This window comes from Streptomyces sp. NPDC005004 (assembly GCF_053600675.1).
Genome location: NZ_JBSGAH010000006.1, coordinates 132,502 through 146,352, shown reverse-complemented (window position 1 = coordinate 146,352; position 13,851 = coordinate 132,502). Strand labels below are relative to the sequence as shown.

General features: G+C 73.5%; 12 protein-coding genes and 1 pseudogene. 4 read left to right on the top strand and 9 right to left on the bottom strand.

Features of this window, described 5'->3' with window-relative positions; translation table 11 throughout:
* Positions 1 to 113: 113 nt before the first annotated feature.
* Positions 114 to 275, bottom strand: a pseudogene (locus ACWEEU_RS10305) (LysR family transcriptional regulator); the annotation flags it as partial.
* Positions 276 to 463: 188 nt separating this feature from the next.
* Between ACWEEU_RS10305 and ACWEEU_RS10300 the strand changes: the two are divergent.
* Positions 464 to 1,150: a siderophore-interacting protein gene (locus ACWEEU_RS10300; protein WP_451730676.1), complete on the top strand. Its 687-nt coding sequence runs from the start codon at positions 464 to 466 to the stop codon at positions 1,148 to 1,150.
* Positions 1,151 to 1,215: 65 nt separating this feature from the next.
* On the opposite strand, the gene ACWEEU_RS10295 is transcribed toward ACWEEU_RS10300, so the two are convergent.
* The 4 genes from ACWEEU_RS10295 to ACWEEU_RS10280 all read right to left on the bottom strand — a co-directional run bounded on the left by ACWEEU_RS10295 (position 1,216) and on the right by ACWEEU_RS10280 (position 5,667).
* A complete protein-coding gene (locus tag ACWEEU_RS10295; protein ID WP_385748746.1) occupies positions 1,216 to 2,205 on the bottom strand; it encodes a malate dehydrogenase in 990 nt (329 codons plus the stop codon).
* A gap of 327 nt (positions 2,206 to 2,532) precedes the next feature.
* Positions 2,533 to 3,819 carry a DUF2690 domain-containing protein gene (locus tag ACWEEU_RS10290; RefSeq protein WP_451730673.1) on the bottom strand — a complete coding sequence of 429 codons (1,287 nt, stop codon included), beginning with the start codon at positions 3,817 to 3,819 and terminating at the stop codon, positions 2,533 to 2,535.
* A 509-nt stretch (positions 3,820 to 4,328) separates the two neighbouring features.
* A complete protein-coding gene (locus ACWEEU_RS10285; RefSeq protein WP_385748752.1) occupies positions 4,329 to 4,823 on the bottom strand; it encodes a DUF3017 domain-containing protein in 495 nt (164 codons plus the stop codon).
* Complete coding sequence (locus tag ACWEEU_RS10280) at positions 4,813 to 5,667, bottom strand: bifunctional methylenetetrahydrofolate dehydrogenase/methenyltetrahydrofolate cyclohydrolase (RefSeq protein ID WP_018544005.1); 855 nt, start codon at positions 5,665 to 5,667, stop codon at positions 4,813 to 4,815. The genes ACWEEU_RS10285 and ACWEEU_RS10280 overlap by 11 nt, the downstream gene beginning before the upstream one ends.
* A gap of 286 nt (positions 5,668 to 5,953) precedes the next feature.
* Between ACWEEU_RS10280 and ACWEEU_RS10275 the strand changes: the two genes are divergently transcribed.
* On the top strand, positions 5,954 to 6,652 hold the full coding sequence (locus ACWEEU_RS10275; RefSeq protein WP_385748755.1) for an RDD family protein: 699 nt from the start codon (positions 5,954 to 5,956) through the stop codon (positions 6,650 to 6,652).
* Between the two features lie 96 nt (positions 6,653 to 6,748).
* Here ACWEEU_RS10275 and purH read toward each other — a convergent pair whose 3' ends face one another.
* Both purH and purN read right to left on the bottom strand, forming a co-directional pair.
* Positions 6,749 to 8,320 carry a bifunctional phosphoribosylaminoimidazolecarboxamide formyltransferase/IMP cyclohydrolase gene (purH, locus tag ACWEEU_RS10270; RefSeq protein WP_385748758.1) on the bottom strand — a complete coding sequence of 524 codons (1,572 nt, stop codon included), beginning with the start codon at positions 8,318 to 8,320 and terminating at the stop codon, positions 6,749 to 6,751.
* On the bottom strand, positions 8,317 to 8,955 hold the full coding sequence (gene purN / locus ACWEEU_RS10265; RefSeq protein WP_385748761.1) for a phosphoribosylglycinamide formyltransferase: 639 nt from the start codon (positions 8,953 to 8,955) through the stop codon (positions 8,317 to 8,319). Before purN ends, purH begins: the two co-directional genes overlap by 4 nt.
* A gap of 306 nt (positions 8,956 to 9,261) precedes the next feature.
* Between purN and ACWEEU_RS10260 the strand changes: the two genes are divergently transcribed.
* Positions 9,262 to 10,107: a hypothetical protein gene (locus ACWEEU_RS10260; protein ID WP_385748763.1), complete on the top strand. Its 846-nt coding sequence runs from the start codon at positions 9,262 to 9,264 to the stop codon at positions 10,105 to 10,107.
* Here the strand turns inward: ACWEEU_RS10260 and ACWEEU_RS10255 are convergent.
* Positions 10,104 to 11,690, bottom strand: coding sequence for a cell division protein PerM (locus ACWEEU_RS10255; RefSeq protein WP_451730666.1), 1,587 nt, complete (start codon positions 11,688 to 11,690; stop codon positions 10,104 to 10,106). The two genes, ACWEEU_RS10260 and ACWEEU_RS10255, sit on opposite strands and share 4 nt — an antisense overlap.
* Before the next feature lie 104 nt (positions 11,691 to 11,794).
* Here ACWEEU_RS10255 and ACWEEU_RS10250 point away from each other — a divergent pair, with 104 nt between their 5' ends.
* Positions 11,795 to 12,853 carry a sigma factor-like helix-turn-helix DNA-binding protein gene (locus ACWEEU_RS10250; RefSeq protein WP_451730663.1) on the top strand — a complete coding sequence of 353 codons (1,059 nt, stop codon included), beginning with the start codon at positions 11,795 to 11,797 and terminating at the stop codon, positions 12,851 to 12,853.
* Positions 12,854 to 12,954: 101 nt separating this feature from the next.
* On the opposite strand, the gene sucD is transcribed toward ACWEEU_RS10250, so the two are convergent.
* Complete coding sequence (gene sucD, locus ACWEEU_RS10245; RefSeq protein WP_030811903.1) at positions 12,955 to 13,839, bottom strand: succinate--CoA ligase subunit alpha; 885 nt, start codon at positions 13,837 to 13,839, stop codon at positions 12,955 to 12,957.
* Positions 13,840 to 13,851 lie beyond the last annotated feature (12 nt).

Genomic DNA, 13,851 nt, shown 5'->3' with positions numbered 1-13,851 from the left:
GACGCGCGGCCCGTGTCAGTGGGCCGACGGACGAACCCCGAGGATAGAGGGGACGCGGGGACGACGGCACCCGTTTTGCCGCCGGGCGCTTGTGTGAAGCCTGTGAAGCGGCGTCAGCCCGTCGTGACCGCACCGAGGACGAGGTCCCGCACGCGGTCCCGCAGCCACGCGTGCGCCGGGTCGGCGTCGTGCCGGGGGTGCCAGGCGATACCCACCCGCAGGGGCGGCAGCGGCAGCGGGACCGGGAAGACGACCAGGCCGAGCGCCTCGGCCATGGCGCGGGCCCCTTCACCCTGCGCACGGTCGCCCTGGTCGCCGCTGGTGGTCGCGGGCTACGGCGGCCGGGAACGACCCCTCCCGGCGACGGCGCCGGGAAGGGAGCGCGTAGCATCGCCCACCACCCCCCACTGATGATCAACTCGGGTTCCTTTCGGCCGAGTTGTCGCACTTCAAGGAGCCGTGCATGCCCGCGCTGCTGAATCCCGTCCTCGATCTGCTGATGCTCCGGGGCACCGTCACCGCCGTGGAGCGGTTCACCGCCCGGATGCGGCGCCTGCGCGTCGAGGGCGAGGCGCTGGCCGGTCTGGACGTGCTGCCGGGTCAGCAGGTGCGGGTCCTGGTGGGCACCGCGGTGACCCGTCGCACGTACTCGATCTGGCGCTATGAGCCCGCCGGCGCACTGGAGTTGTGCGTCCTGGACCACCCCGGTGACGGTCCGGGCGCGCGCTGGGGCCGCGAGGCGGCGGTCGGCGACGAGGTGCGGCTCGGCAAGCCGGAAGGTTCCTTCACACTGCGCCGGGACGCCGCGCACCACGTCTTCGTCGGCGACGAGACCGCGTCGGTCGCCTTCGGTGCGATGCTCGCCGCGCTGCCCGACGGCGCGCGGGTCTCGGGCTGCGTGGAGACGGACACGGTGGGCGACCGGCTGCCGCTGGCCCACGCGGGCCGCATCGAGTGGATCCTGCGCGGCGAGATCCCGCTGCCCGAGGCGGTGGGCCGCCTTTCGCCCGCGCCCGGCGGAGTGGCGTACGTCGCCGGTGAGGCGCGCACCGTGCAGGCGGTACGGCATGTGCTGCGCGACGCGGGCTGGGACCGGCGCTCGGTACTGACCAAGCCGTTCTGGACGCCGGGCAAGCGCGGCATGGAGTAGGTGTGGAAAGACGGGACGGGCTCCCACCGGTCGTACCGGTGGGAGCCCGTCAGCGTGCGCGTGGCTCAGATGAGGCCGAGGGCGCGGACCGCGTCGCGCTCCTCCGCCAGCTCCTGCACCGAGGCGTCGATGCGGGCGCGGGAGAACTCGTTGACGTCCAGGCCCTGGACGATCTCGTACGTGCCGTCCTTGGTGGTGACCGGGAAGGAGGAGATCAGGCCCTCCGGGACGCCGTAGGAGCCGTCCGACGGGATGCCCATGGAGGTCCAGTCGCCCTCGGCGGTGCCGTTGACCCAGGTGTACACGTGGTCGATGGCGGCGTTGGCGGCGGAGGCGGCCGAGGAGGCGCCACGGGCCTCGATGATCGCGGCACCGCGCTTGGCGACGGTCGGGATGAAGTCGTCGGCCAGCCACTGCTCGTCGTTCACGACCTCGGCGGCGTTCTTGCCCGCGACCGTGGCGTGGAAGATGTCCGGGTACTGGGTGGCGGAGTGGTTGCCCCAGATCGTCAGGCGCTTGATCTCGGAGACCGGCACGCCCGTCTTCTTCGCGAGCTGGGTCAGCGCGCGGTTGTGGTCGAGGCGGGTCATCGCGGTGAAGCGCTCGGCCGGTACGTCCGGGGCGGCGGCCTGGGCGATCAGGGCGTTGGTGTTGGCCGGGTTGCCGACGACGAGGACCTTGATGTCGTCCGCGGCGTGGTCGTTGATGGCCTTGCCCTGCGGCTTGAAGATGCCGCCGTTGGCCTCGAGGAGGTCGCCGCGCTCCATGCCCTTGGTACGGGGGCGGGCGCCGACGAGGAGGGCGACGTTGGCACCGTCGAAGGCGACGTTCGGGTCGTCGGTGATGGTGATGCCGTTCAGCAGCGGGAACGCGCAGTCGTCCAGCTCCATGGCCGTGCCCTCGGCCGCCTTCAGCGCCGGGGTGATCTCCAGCAGGCGCAGGTTGACCGGCACGTCCGCGCCGAGGAGCTGGCCGGAGGCGATGCGGAAGAGCAGGGCGTAACCGATCTGGCCGGCCGCGCCGGTGACGGTGACGTTCACGGGAGTGCGGGTCATGGCGTTCTCCGTATGACAGGCGGTGGGGCGTCCCTGCCCCGTGTGGATGATCGATCTCTTGGCGTCAAGAGAGATCCAGCGGTCAGGCTATCGCGCATCCCGCATCCCGGACGTCCGGGGCCCTGTGGCTCACCCCACAGGGCGGCTGCTCCGCCGAGTTGACCCCGGAGAACGTATGAGGCGGCCGCCCGTCCGGGAGAGGGAGACGAAGGCGGCCGCCGGCGGGGGTACCGGCCGTCACCGGTCTCCCGTGGGGGGGTACAAGTGCGAGTGCCCGGGTTCGGGCGAGCCATGCCGGGCCGGGCGGAATTCGTTCGGGGGGCGTGGCTACTTCGCCGGTTTCGTGCAAGCCGTCCTCCCGGCCGCGAGCGTCGCGCAGGCCCGGACACCGGACGCCTGCTCGACCGTCACCATCGGGGTGTACGCGATGGTGTCCCCGGCCTCGGTGACGGCGCCGTGCCGCTCACCGCCCACGAGAACACGCACCCGGTCCCCCGGCGCGGCCCCGGTGATGCGCCCCCAAGCCGCGCCGCAGATCCGGCTGTACCGCACCTCCAGCGTGACCGTCCCGACGACCGCGCTGCTCACCGTCGCCACCCGGGCCCCGCTGCACCCCATGGCCTCGGCGTCCTTCCCCGCGCAGGAGGCCCCGGCGCACTTGACGCCCGCGGGCAGCGCCTGCGGGGTACGGGCCGCCGCCGAGGGCGGGTCGACGGCCCTCCCGGGCTCGCTGCCCCCGTCGTCCCGCCCGGTGAACAGGAGGACCGCCCCGATCGCGAGGAGGACGACGGCGGCCCCGGCCGCGAAGAGCGTCGTACGCCGTGCGCGGCCGGTGTCCTCGGCGGGCGGGGCGGCGCGGTCCACGTCGGCCGCGGTCGGCTGCGCCGGGAGGTGCGCAGCCCCCGCGGGAACCACGCCCGCCGGTCCGGCGATCCCCGGCGCCGCACCGCCGTGACCTGTGCCGCCGGGCTTCGCGGGGGCACCGGCGCCGTCCGGCGTCCGAGGTGCCGCGCCGTTGCCGCCACCGGTGCTGCCCGCGGCGGGAGCCGGGCCGAAGCCGCCTGCCGCCGACGGACCGCCGGTGCCCGTGCTCCCCGCTGCGGGCGCGGACCCGAACCCGGCTCCACCCGGTGCCCGAACGGCGTCGGCGACCGTGTCACCCGGCCCCGGGGCCCGGCTCGGCGCACCGGCACCGGCGGCCGCACCGGCACCGCTTGCCCCGTCACCGCCGCCGACCGCCGAAGCCGCGCCCGGCCCGCCGGCCCCCGCCGTCCCCGCGTCCCCCAGCGCCGCCCGTGCCTGGGTGATCCGGATCTGTTCCATCGTGTGGTCCTGGCGGGACTCCGCGCGGCTCCAGGCGCGTTCGGCCAGTTCCCACATCGTGGTGAGGTGGACGGGGCTGGTCCCGGTGGCCTCGGCGAGGGCGACGACCGCGCCGAGGGGGGCGAGGAGGCGGCCTCCCAGGTAGCGCTCCCAGGACGTTCTGCTGTAGCCGGTCCGGTCCGCCAGCGCCGCGACGCTCAGGCCGCCCTGGTCGACGATCCGCCGTAACTGACCGGTGAACTCCCTTATCTGCGGATCGAGTTCGTCCGGCAGCGGTTTCCAACGAGGCATCGCTCTTCCCCCCACACTCGTCCCCCGGCGAGAGCCGTCTCCCCACGGCCGCGCCGGAACCGGACGGTCCCCGTCGATCCGCCCGGTGCGTCCGGTCGTCCGGTCACCCGTTCATCCACGGGGATGCGCCACCGGAGGACCCCGGTTCCCCTCCCGGGGGCGCACGGAAGCATCCGTCCGTGGGCAGCGCTCCGTCGCGCGCGCCCTAACCCCCCGCCCATGGGACGACCCCGTTGGGCGCCTTCACGCACCTTCACCACGTTAGCCCGGTTCTCCGGCCGCTACGGGGTGTTCGCGTCGTTGTCCCCGAACTGCCCCGGAACCGGCAGCACCCAGGGTGCGGGCCCGTAGCGGAACCGTCACCTCCGTGCCACAGCCGACGGACAGGCGTTGAACAGCCGCGCCGGGCCGCGCCACGCTGATCCCCGGCGGCTCGCCCCCGGTCGGGGGAGGGGGCGAGCCCACCGGCCACAGCGGCCGCGGGAGCCGTAACCGCCTTGCGGACGGCGTTACTTGCTCACCGTGAAGTGCAGCGCGTCCTTGAGGAACGGGATCACCAGCAGGGGGTTCGGCTGGACCATCAGGGCCAGCAGGGTGATCACGACGCCGAGGATGCCGTAGGTGACGATGTCCGTGAACCGCGAGCGGACCGCCAGCATGCCGACCGAGGGCAGCAGCCAGCGCAGCACCGCGCCGGTCAGCAGCGCGACGCCGATCAGCAGGGTGCCGGCGCGCACCAGGTCGAACGCGGTCAGCAGCAGACCGAGCCCGACCAGGGACAGCACGACGAGCATCGGCCACTGCCGCGCGGGTGCCGGGGCGTCGCCGGAGGCGGCCCGGCCACCGCCCTCGGGGCGCGCGGTGTCCTTGGTGAACAACGGGAAGCGGCGCTTGCGAGCCGCGGGCGCCGTGGCGGCGCTGCCGGCTTCCGTCCGCACCGTCCCGTCCTCCTCGCAGCTCTCCGCGCGGGTCTCCGCGTCCTCGCGCACGTCGTCAGCCGGCACTGCGCTCCGCCGCCTCGACCACGTTGACCAGCAGCTGGGCACGGGTCATCGGGCCCACGCCACCGGGGTTGGGGGAGATCCACGCGGCCACCTCGGCCACGTCCGGGTGGACGTCGCCGACGATCTTGCCCTCGGCGTTGCGGGAGACGCCCACGTCGAGCACGGCCGCGCCGGGCTTGATGTCCTCGGCGCGGATCAGGTGCGGGGAGCCGGCGGCCGCGATGACGATGTCGGCGCGCTTGAGGTGCGCGGCCAGGTCGCGGGTGCCGGTGTGGCACTGGGTCACCGTGGCGTTCTCGCTGCGCCGGGTGAGCAGCAGCGGCATCGAGCGGCCGATGGTCACACCGCGGCCGACGACGACAACCTCGGCGCCCTTGGTCTCGACGCCGTAGCGGCGCAGCAGGGTGAGGACGCCGTTGGGGGTGCAGGGCAGGGGGGCGGGCTCGTTGAGGACGAGGCGGCCGAGGTTGGTCGGGTGGAGGCCGTCGGCGTCCTTCTCCGGGTCCATCAGTTCCAGGATGCGGTTCTCGTCGATGCCCTTGGGCAGCGGGAGCTGGACGATGTAACCGGTGCAGGCCGGGTCCTCGTTCAGCTCGCGGACGACCGCCTCGATCTCCTCCTGGGTGGCGGTGGCGGGCAGTTCACGCTGGATGGAGGCGATGCCGACCTGCGCGCAGTCGCGGTGCTTGCCCGCGACGTACTTCTGGCTGCCGGGGTCCTCCCCGACGAGGACGGTGCCGAGGCCGGGCGTGATTCCCTTCTCCTTCAGCGCCGCCACGCGGGCGGTCAGATCGGACTTGATCGCGGCTGCGGTGGCCTTGCCATCGAGAATCTGGGCGGTCATACCCCCATCCTCGCGGATGACGGGCCCCCGGTTCCAATCCGGGTGGGCGCTGGCGGAGTGGCGTCCCGCACGTCCCGCACCTCCCGGGATGTCCGTCGTTGATCACTGATGATCGTTGATGTTGCACTTGCACAACACATCGCGAATACGGGTGGACAAGATCTTGCGCCTCCACAACCATGAATGGCGCACAAGCCGCGGTCCGGTGGGGGGCTAACCGCTCATAACGTGTCATTCCTCCGTGCCTTCCGCGTCGTCCCCGCAAGGTCAACGGAGGAAACCAGCCATGAGTTTCGGCTCGCCCAACAACCCGTACGGTCAGCCCCAGGACCCCCAGCAGGGCTACGGCCAGCCGCAGCAGCCCGGTTACCCCCAGGCCCCGCAGGGCGTGCCGCCGCAGTACGGCTACCCGCAGGGCGGCGGCGTCCCGCCCCAGGGCTACGGCTACCCGCAGCAGCCCGGCGTCGGTTACCCGGGCGGCCCCGGCCCCCGTCTGGCCTCGATGGGCCGCCGCTTCGGCGCCCGCGCGATCGACTTCGCGATCATATTCGTGATCTACATCATCTTCGCGTCCATCGGCATCGCGGGCGCCGTGAGCTCGGCCCAGGAGTGCGACGCCAGCGCGGGTTCGGCCGCCTACGACGCCTGTATGCAGGACGCCAGCCAGGGCATGGTGAGCAAGATCCTCCCCATCGCGCTCCTGTTCGGTCTCGCGACCCTGCTCTACGAGTGGCTGATGGTCGGCCTGGTCGGCGCGACCCTGGGCAAGCTGGCCGTCGGCATCCGCGTCCTGCGCGCCGACACCGGCCAGAAGCCGGGTCTGCTCAAGTCCTTCCTGCGCTGGATCATCCCCACCGCCGCGGGCTACGTGAGCTGCGGCATCGGCCAGCTCCTCGTCTACCTGTCCCCCTTCTGGGACAACTCCGGCCGCCAGCAGGGCTGGCACGACAAGGTCGCGGGCACCGTGGTGGCGCACAAGGACTGAGCGCACGGTTCACGGCCGAGGGCCGTGTCCCCCCGATCCGGGTGGGACACGGCCCTCGGCCGTATGTCGGTGCGGCCGTACGCCGGCCCGGTGCGCTCAGTGGAAGAAGTGGCGCGTCCCCGTGAAGTACATCGTCACGCCCGCCTTCTTCGCCGCCTCAACGACCTGCTCGTCGCGGATCGAGCCGCCGGGCTGCACGATGGCGCGGACCCCGGCGCCGATCAGGATCTCGGGCCCGTCGGGGAAGGGGAAGAACGCGTCGGAGGCCGCGAAGGCACCGCGCGCCCGCTCCTCGCCCGCCCGCTCGACCGCCAGCTTGCAGGAGTCGACGCGGTTGACCTGCCCCATGCCGACGCCGACCGAGGCACCGTCCTTGGCGAGCAGGATCGCGTTGGACTTCACCGCTCGGCAGGCCCGCCAGGCGAAGGCCAGCTCGGCCAGCTCCTCGGCGGAGAGCGCCTCGCCGCTGGCCAGGGTCCAGTTCGCCGGGTCGTCGCCGTCGGCCTGGAGGCGGTCGGTCTCCTGGACCAGGACACCGCCGTCGATGGGCTTGACCTCGACACGGGAGGCGGGCGCGTGCGGGGCCTTCAGGACGCGGATGTTCTTCTTCCGCGTCAGGGCCTCCAGCGCGCCCTCCTCGTAGTCCGGCGCCACGATGACCTCGGTGAAGATCTCAGCGACCTGCTCGGCAAGCTCCTTGCTGACCGGCCGGTTCACCGCGATGACGCCGCCGAACGCGGAGAGCGGGTCGCAGGCGTGCGCCTTGCGGTGCGCCTCGGCCACGTCCGCGCCGACCGCGATGCCGCACGGGTTGGCGTGCTTGATGATCGCGACACACGGCTCGTCGTGGTCGTAGGCGGCACGGCGCGCGGCGTCCGTGTCCGTGTAGTTGTTGTACGACATCTCCTTGCCGTGCAGCTGCTCTGCCTGGGCGAGCCCCTCGGCGCCCTGCTCGACGTACAGCGCGGCGGGCTGGTGCGGGTTCTCGCCGTAGCGCAGGGTGTGCGCGCGGTCCCAGGTGGCGCCGAGGAAGTCGGGGAACGGGGAGTCGTCCACCGGGGCGTACGCGGTGGCGAACCAGTCGGCCACGGCCACGTCGTAGGCGGCGGTGTGCCGGAACGCCTCGGCGGCCAGGCGCTTGCGCGCGGCGAGGTCGAAGCCGCCCCCCTGGGCGGCGGCGAGCACGTCGGCGTACCGCTCGGGGCTGGTCACCACGGCCACGGAGGGGTGGTTCTTGGCGGCGGCGCGGACCATCGAGGGGCCGCCGATGTCGATCTGCTCCACGCACTCGTCGGGGGAGGCGCCGGAGGCGACGGTCTCCCGGAACGGGTAGAGGTTGACGACGACGAGGTCGAACGGCGCGACGCCCAGCTCGTCGAGCTGCGCGCGGTGGCTGTCCAGGCGCAGGTCGGCGAGGATGCCCGCGTGGACCTTGGGGTGCAGGGTCTTGACCCGGCCGTCCAGGCACTCGGGGAAGCCGGTCAGCTCCTCGACGGCCGTGACGGGGACGCCCGCGGCGGCGATGCGGGACGCCGTGGAACCGGTGGAGACCAGCTCCACACCGGCCTCGTGCAGCCCGCGCGCGAGCTCTTCGAGGCCGGTCTTGTCGTAGACGCTGACGAGCGCCCGGCGAAGGGGCCGCTTGGTGCTCTCGGCGGTGGCGGTCACTGGATAACTACCTTTCGTCCCTCAATGCGATGGCCGTGGCGGGCGAGCCGGCCCACGACCTCGACGAGCAGCCTTCGCTCGACGTCCTTGATGCGCTCGTGCAGAGCGCTCTCGTCGTCCTCGTCCCGGACCTCGACCACGCCCTGCGCGATGATCGGCCCGGTGTCGACGCCGTCGTCGACGAAGTGGACGGTGCAGCCGGTGACCTTGGCGCCGTACGCGAGCGCGTCGCGCACACCGTGGGCCCCGGGAAAGCTCGGCAGCAGCGCCGGGTGGGTGTTGACGAACCGCCCGCCGAACCGGGCCAGGAACTCCTTGCCGACGATCTTCATGAACCCGGCGGAGATCACGAGGTCGGGCTCGAAGGCGGCGACCGCCCCGGCGAGCGCCGCGTCCCACTCCTCGCGGCTCCCGTGGTCCTTCACCCGGCACACGAAGGTCGGCAGCCCGGCGCGCTCGGCGCGGGCCAGCCCCTCGATGCCGTCGCGGTCCGCCCCGACGGCGACGATCCGGGCGCCGTACGCCTCCGCTCCGACGCGTTCGATCTCGTCCAGCAGTGCCTGGAGGTTGGTTCCGGAGCCGGAGACCAGCACGACCAGACGCTTGGCCGACGGACCGGCGGGGGTGGCGGCCACGATGGGGCCCTTTCTCGGGACGGCGGAATGTCCGGCCGGTTCGTACGGTCGCGTTTGTACGGTCGTACAAAGCTTCGCGCCCCCGGATACGGGGAAGTCTACGAAGCGGCCGGCCGCCAGCAACGATACCGGCACTCCGGACGGCCCCCACGGGACGGGGGCGTGGCCGGAAGGTAGCGTTCGCCAGGAACCGGCTCGGGAACGCCGTGGTGGCGCGGTCCGTTCACGGGACGGAAGCTCGTGCCGGACAGTTGTCACGGCCTGAGCAGTGGCCTACGTCATGACCTAGGGGAAGACGCTCCTTTGATGCCCGATCGCAGCCCGCGACTCCTCACGTTCCCGCCGCGTCCGGACCTGGGAGGCGAGCGCGGCTCCGTGCTGCCCGAGCGCGGCTTCACGCTGCTGCGGGAGCGGCCCTCCACGCCGCCCCAGGCACCGACGGGCGGCGACGGCGGCCGGGGCGGCGACCAGCAGGACGACAACCCGTTCGCGCCTCCGCCCGAGGGCAGCCCGGACCAGCCGTGGCGCCCCCGGCACCCGGAGGGCTCGGACTCCGGCGAGGGCCAGGGCTCGCCGTGGGGCAACCGTCCCGAGGGCTCGGGCGGCCAGGGACACGGCTCGCCCTGGGGCAGCCAGTGGAGCGACCGGCAGCCCGGCCGCGCCCCCGGCACCTTCGGCGAGCGTCCCGGCAGCGGACCCGAGCGTCCTGGCGGGGGCCCGGACAAGAAGCGCTGGGACCTGACCGACCCGGCGCAGCGCCGCGCGCGCTACGCGCTCCTGGCCGGCATGTGGGCCGTCTTCTTCGTGCTCCTGGGCTGGCCGTACGTCTCGCTGCTCCTGGGTGCCCTCTCGCTGTACTGGGGCGGCAGCTCCCTGCGCGCCAAGCCCCGCACCCCGGACCCGGACGCCCCCGCCGCCGCGCAGCCGCCCCAGCACGGCCGCCCCCAGGCGACGGCCGCGATCGGCGGCATGATCGCCGCTGCCCTCGCCCTGTGCCTGACGGCCTCGGTCTTCACCGTCCAGCTCGTCTACCGCGACTACTACACCTGCGTGGACGACGCCCTGACGAACAAGGCCAAGCAGTCCTGCGACACGCTGCTGCCGAAGGAGCTGCGGGGGGTCCTGGGGTCGGCGGGGGCCGAGCGGGGCTAGTCGACGCGGGGCTGGTCGTCTCGGGGCTGGTCGTCTCGGGGCTCGGCCTTGGGCACCGGCGTCGCCGTGGTGAGGGCGTCGGACCAGTCCGAGGGGAAGGGGTCGTCCGCGTCGAGGAAGTCGTACAGCTCCTCGGCGGGGGGCCGGGGGTTCTGCTGCCCGGGTACGGCGCCCTCCGCGACCGGGGCGCTGTGCGGGCCGGATTTCCGCAGCCTGGTGAACACGCCCCTCGGCTCCGCGGACCGAGCGGGGACCGCGCCCGGCTTCCGGGTGCCGCGCAGCCGCCAGGCCCGTACCGTCCACGCCACCGGCAGCCCCGTCACCAGGACCCACAGGCCCGCCGCGGGGCCCGTACGCCACCACACCGGGCCGAAGTCGGCCAGCGCGCCGACGCCCAGCGGACCGCCCGACAGTGCGGCGAGCAGGGCCAGCGTCCCGGCGCAGAGCAGGGCCGCGAGCGCGAGCACTCCGGTGGTGCGCGGGGCCGTCCAAGGCGCTTCCCCGCCCCGGCTGGCGCCGCGCGCCACGAACCAGCCGGTGGTCACCCCGGCGGCGACGGGCACCGCGGCCGCCGCCCAGTTCAACGGGGTGGCCGGGCCCGGGCCTGGCACGGCGGCGAGCAGCGGGAACGGCGGCAGGAGCGGGGCCGGGTCGGAGAGCAGCGGGTGCACCAGATGGCCGGAGCCGAGGGTGAAGCCGGGGCCGAGGGCGTAGGCGGCGGCCCACACGGCCGCGTTGGGGATCAGTGAGACGGCGAGCAGCAGGACGGTGGACCGGCCGGTCCAGCCCTCGGTGAGCTGCGTGAAGGACTGCCGCGCGGCGTCCCCGTGCCAGACCAGCGAGACCCCGAGCAGCAGCGCCCCGCCGCCGGTGAGCGCGGCCGTACCGGCCACGGCCGCGCGCAGGGCCGTACGCAGCCGGGCCCGCGCCTCCGCCCCGGCGCACAGGCCCCGCACGGGCCCCGGCAGCGGTCCGAGCGGTCTGCCGTACGCCGACCAGACCCCGGACGCGGCGGCGGCGGCGATCAGCGGGAGACAGACCGTCACCCAAGGCCAGGAGGGGCCGAGTTCGCCGCCAGAACCGTAGAGGGCGACGGCGGTGCCGACGCCGAGGTAGCCGAGGACGACGCCGGTCCACGCCGTGTGGGCGGCGACGGGGGGCGGGGCGTCGGACGCCTCGGTGGGGTCCGAGTGGCCGGCGGCGTCGGGGGCGTCCACCGCGTCGCGCGCGGCCCGGTGCAGCAGCCACACCGGCAGGGCGAGCAGCAGCAGCGGGGTGAGGCCCACGGGCTGCGGGGTGCCGGAGAGGGTGTCGGCGCGCAGGAGTTCGGCGCCGTGGGCCAGCAGCCAGAGCGCGGCGGCGATGTGCAGCGCGCCGCCCGGACCGCTGTCGGGGTACGGGGAGCTGACCCACAGCACCATCACCAGCGCGGCGCACGCGGCGAGTCCGAGCCCGGCGGCGAGCGCGCCGCTCACGAGGCTCGCGCCCAGACCGGGTGAACGGTCGCGCAACCGGGTCCGCAGGGACGACGGCGGAGACGACGGCAGGTACGACGACGGGGGGCGATCGGTCGGCGGGATCACGTCGCCATGCTCCCAACGACACGCGCTTTCCCGGCGTAACAGGCGAAGCACCGTAGTGTCGCCCAATATATGTTTATGCGCTTTATCACGCAGAGGGGTGAACCGTGACGCAGACTTACGCCGGTCCGCTGCCACCACCGGACGAACGCCGACGCCTGCGCGAGCACCACGCGCTGACGCAGGCTCAGGTCGCCAGGCGACTCGGTGTCAGCCGGGCGACCGTACGCGCCTGGGAACGCGGCCGAGGCACTCCGAGCGGCCCTCGCCACGAGGCGTACGCCCGCCTGCTCACCGAGCTGGCCGACCAGACGGCGGGTCGGACGCACGCGGCGAGCCCTCCCCCGCCGAGAGACTCCGAGCCGCCACCCCTGACTCCCGCTCAGGTGTTCGACGCGCTCTACGTGTTCTGCGCCCCCGCCCTGGTCCGCCAGACCTACCTCCTCACCGGGCGCCGCGAACTGGCCCGCGAGGCCGTCGAGCGTGCCTTCCAGCTCGCCTGGCAGCGCTGGCCCGAGGTGGCCCGGGACCGCGACCCGGGCGGCTGGGTGCGGGCGACTGCGTACGAGTACGCCCTCTCCCCCTGGCACCGCTTCCGCCCCCGCCACCGCAACCCCGAGCCACCGCCCGCCGACCCGGCCGACCGCGCCCTGCTGGACGCGCTGCTGAGCCTCCCGCCGTCGTACCGGCGCACCCTCGTGCTCTACGACGGCGTCGGGCTGGACCTGCCCGAGCTGGCCGCCGAGACGGAGGCCAGCACCCCGGCCGCCGCGGGACGGTTGACCCGTGCCCGCGAGGCCGTCGCCGCGTACGTCCCGGAACTGGCCGACCCGGCCGCGCTGCACCGGCGGCTGACCGAACTGGCCTCCACGGAACGGCTGCGTGCGAACGCCCCCACCACGGTGCGCACCGTCGGCGAGCGCCGCAACGTCTTCTGGACCCGCGCCGCCCTCGCCTTCACCGTCGCCATCGTCGGCGCGACGGCGCTGACCCTGCACTCGGCCCCGACGCACTACGAGGCGCCCATCGCCCCCGCCCAGGCGGTACGCGGCGTACCCGCGACCCCGGCCATGGGACCGCTGTCGAAGGCGGAGCAGGACCTGCGCGCCAAGCTGCGCCGGGAGCAGGGCAACGGGCCGGAGCGACTGACGCCGGATGCTGGATGACCCGGCCCGGGAACGCCGGTGGGCCCGGTCCCCCATGAGAGGGGACCGGGCCCACCGGTGTACCGACGAACGGGCGATCGGGTGATCGGGTGATCGGCCGATCAGGCGGAGAGGATCTCCCGCGCCAGCTTGGCGGTCTCGGTCGGGGTCTTGCCGACCTTGACGCCCGCGGCCTCCAGGGCCTCCTTCTTCGCCTGGGCGGTGCCGGACGAACCGGAGACGATGGCGCCGGCGTGGCCCATGGTCTTGCCCTCGGGCGCGGTGAAGCCCGCAACGTAGCCGACGACCGGCTTGGTCACGTTGTCCTTGATGAACGCGGCCGCGCGCTCCTCGGCGTCGCCACCGATCTCACCGATCATCACGATCAGGTCGGTGTCGGGGTCGTCCTGGAACGCGGCCAGGGCGTCGATGTGCGTGGTGCCGATGATCGGGTCGCCACCGATGCCGACGGCGGTCGAGAAGCCCAGGTCACGCAGCTCGTACATCATCTGGTACGTCAGCGTGCCGGACTTCGAGACCAGACCGATGCGGCCCGGCTTGGTGATGTCGCCCGGGATGATGCCGACGTTCGACTGGCCCGGCGTGATGATGCCGGGGCAGTTCGGGCCGATGATCCGGGTCTTGTTGCCCTTCTTGCCGGCGTACGCCCAGAAGGCGGCCGTGTCGTGCACGGCGATGCCCTCGGTGATCACGACGGCCAGCGGGATCTCGGCGTCGATGGCCTCGACGACCGCGTCCTTGGTGAACTTCTCCGGCACGAAGATGACCGAGACGTTCGCGCCGGTCTTCTCGATGGCCTCCTTGACGGTCCCGAAGACGGGTACCTCGGTGCCGTCGAAGTCCACGGTCTGACCCGCCTTGCGCGGGTTCACGCCGCCCACGACCTCGGTGCCGTCGCCCAGCATGAGCTTGGTGTGCTTCATGCCGGTGGCACCGGTCATGCCCTGGACGATGACCTTGCTGTCCTTGTTGAGCCAGATAGCCATGGTGTGTTGTGT

What these genes read in the sequence shown, in the direction of transcription:
- ACWEEU_RS10300 (WP_451730676.1), top strand. Translation starts at nt 464, where the DNA reads ATGCCCGCGCTGCTGAATCCCGTCCTCGATCTGCTGATGCTCCGGGGC.
- ACWEEU_RS10295 (WP_385748746.1), bottom strand. Translation starts at nt 2,205, where the DNA reads ATGACCCGCACTCCCGTGAACGTCACCGTCACCGGCGCGGCCGGCCAG.
- ACWEEU_RS10290 (WP_451730673.1), bottom strand. Translation starts at nt 3,819, where the DNA reads ATGCCTCGTTGGAAACCGCTGCCGGACGAACTCGATCCGCAGATAAGG.
- ACWEEU_RS10280 (WP_018544005.1), bottom strand. Translation starts at nt 5,667, where the DNA reads ATGACCGCCCAGATTCTCGATGGCAAGGCCACCGCAGCCGCGATCAAG.
- ACWEEU_RS10275 (WP_385748755.1), top strand. Translation starts at nt 5,954, where the DNA reads ATGAGTTTCGGCTCGCCCAACAACCCGTACGGTCAGCCCCAGGACCCC.
- ACWEEU_RS10260 (WP_385748763.1), top strand. Translation starts at nt 9,262, where the DNA reads ATGCCCGATCGCAGCCCGCGACTCCTCACGTTCCCGCCGCGTCCGGAC.
- sucD (WP_030811903.1), bottom strand. Translation starts at nt 13,839, where the DNA reads ATGGCTATCTGGCTCAACAAGGACAGCAAGGTCATCGTCCAGGGCATG.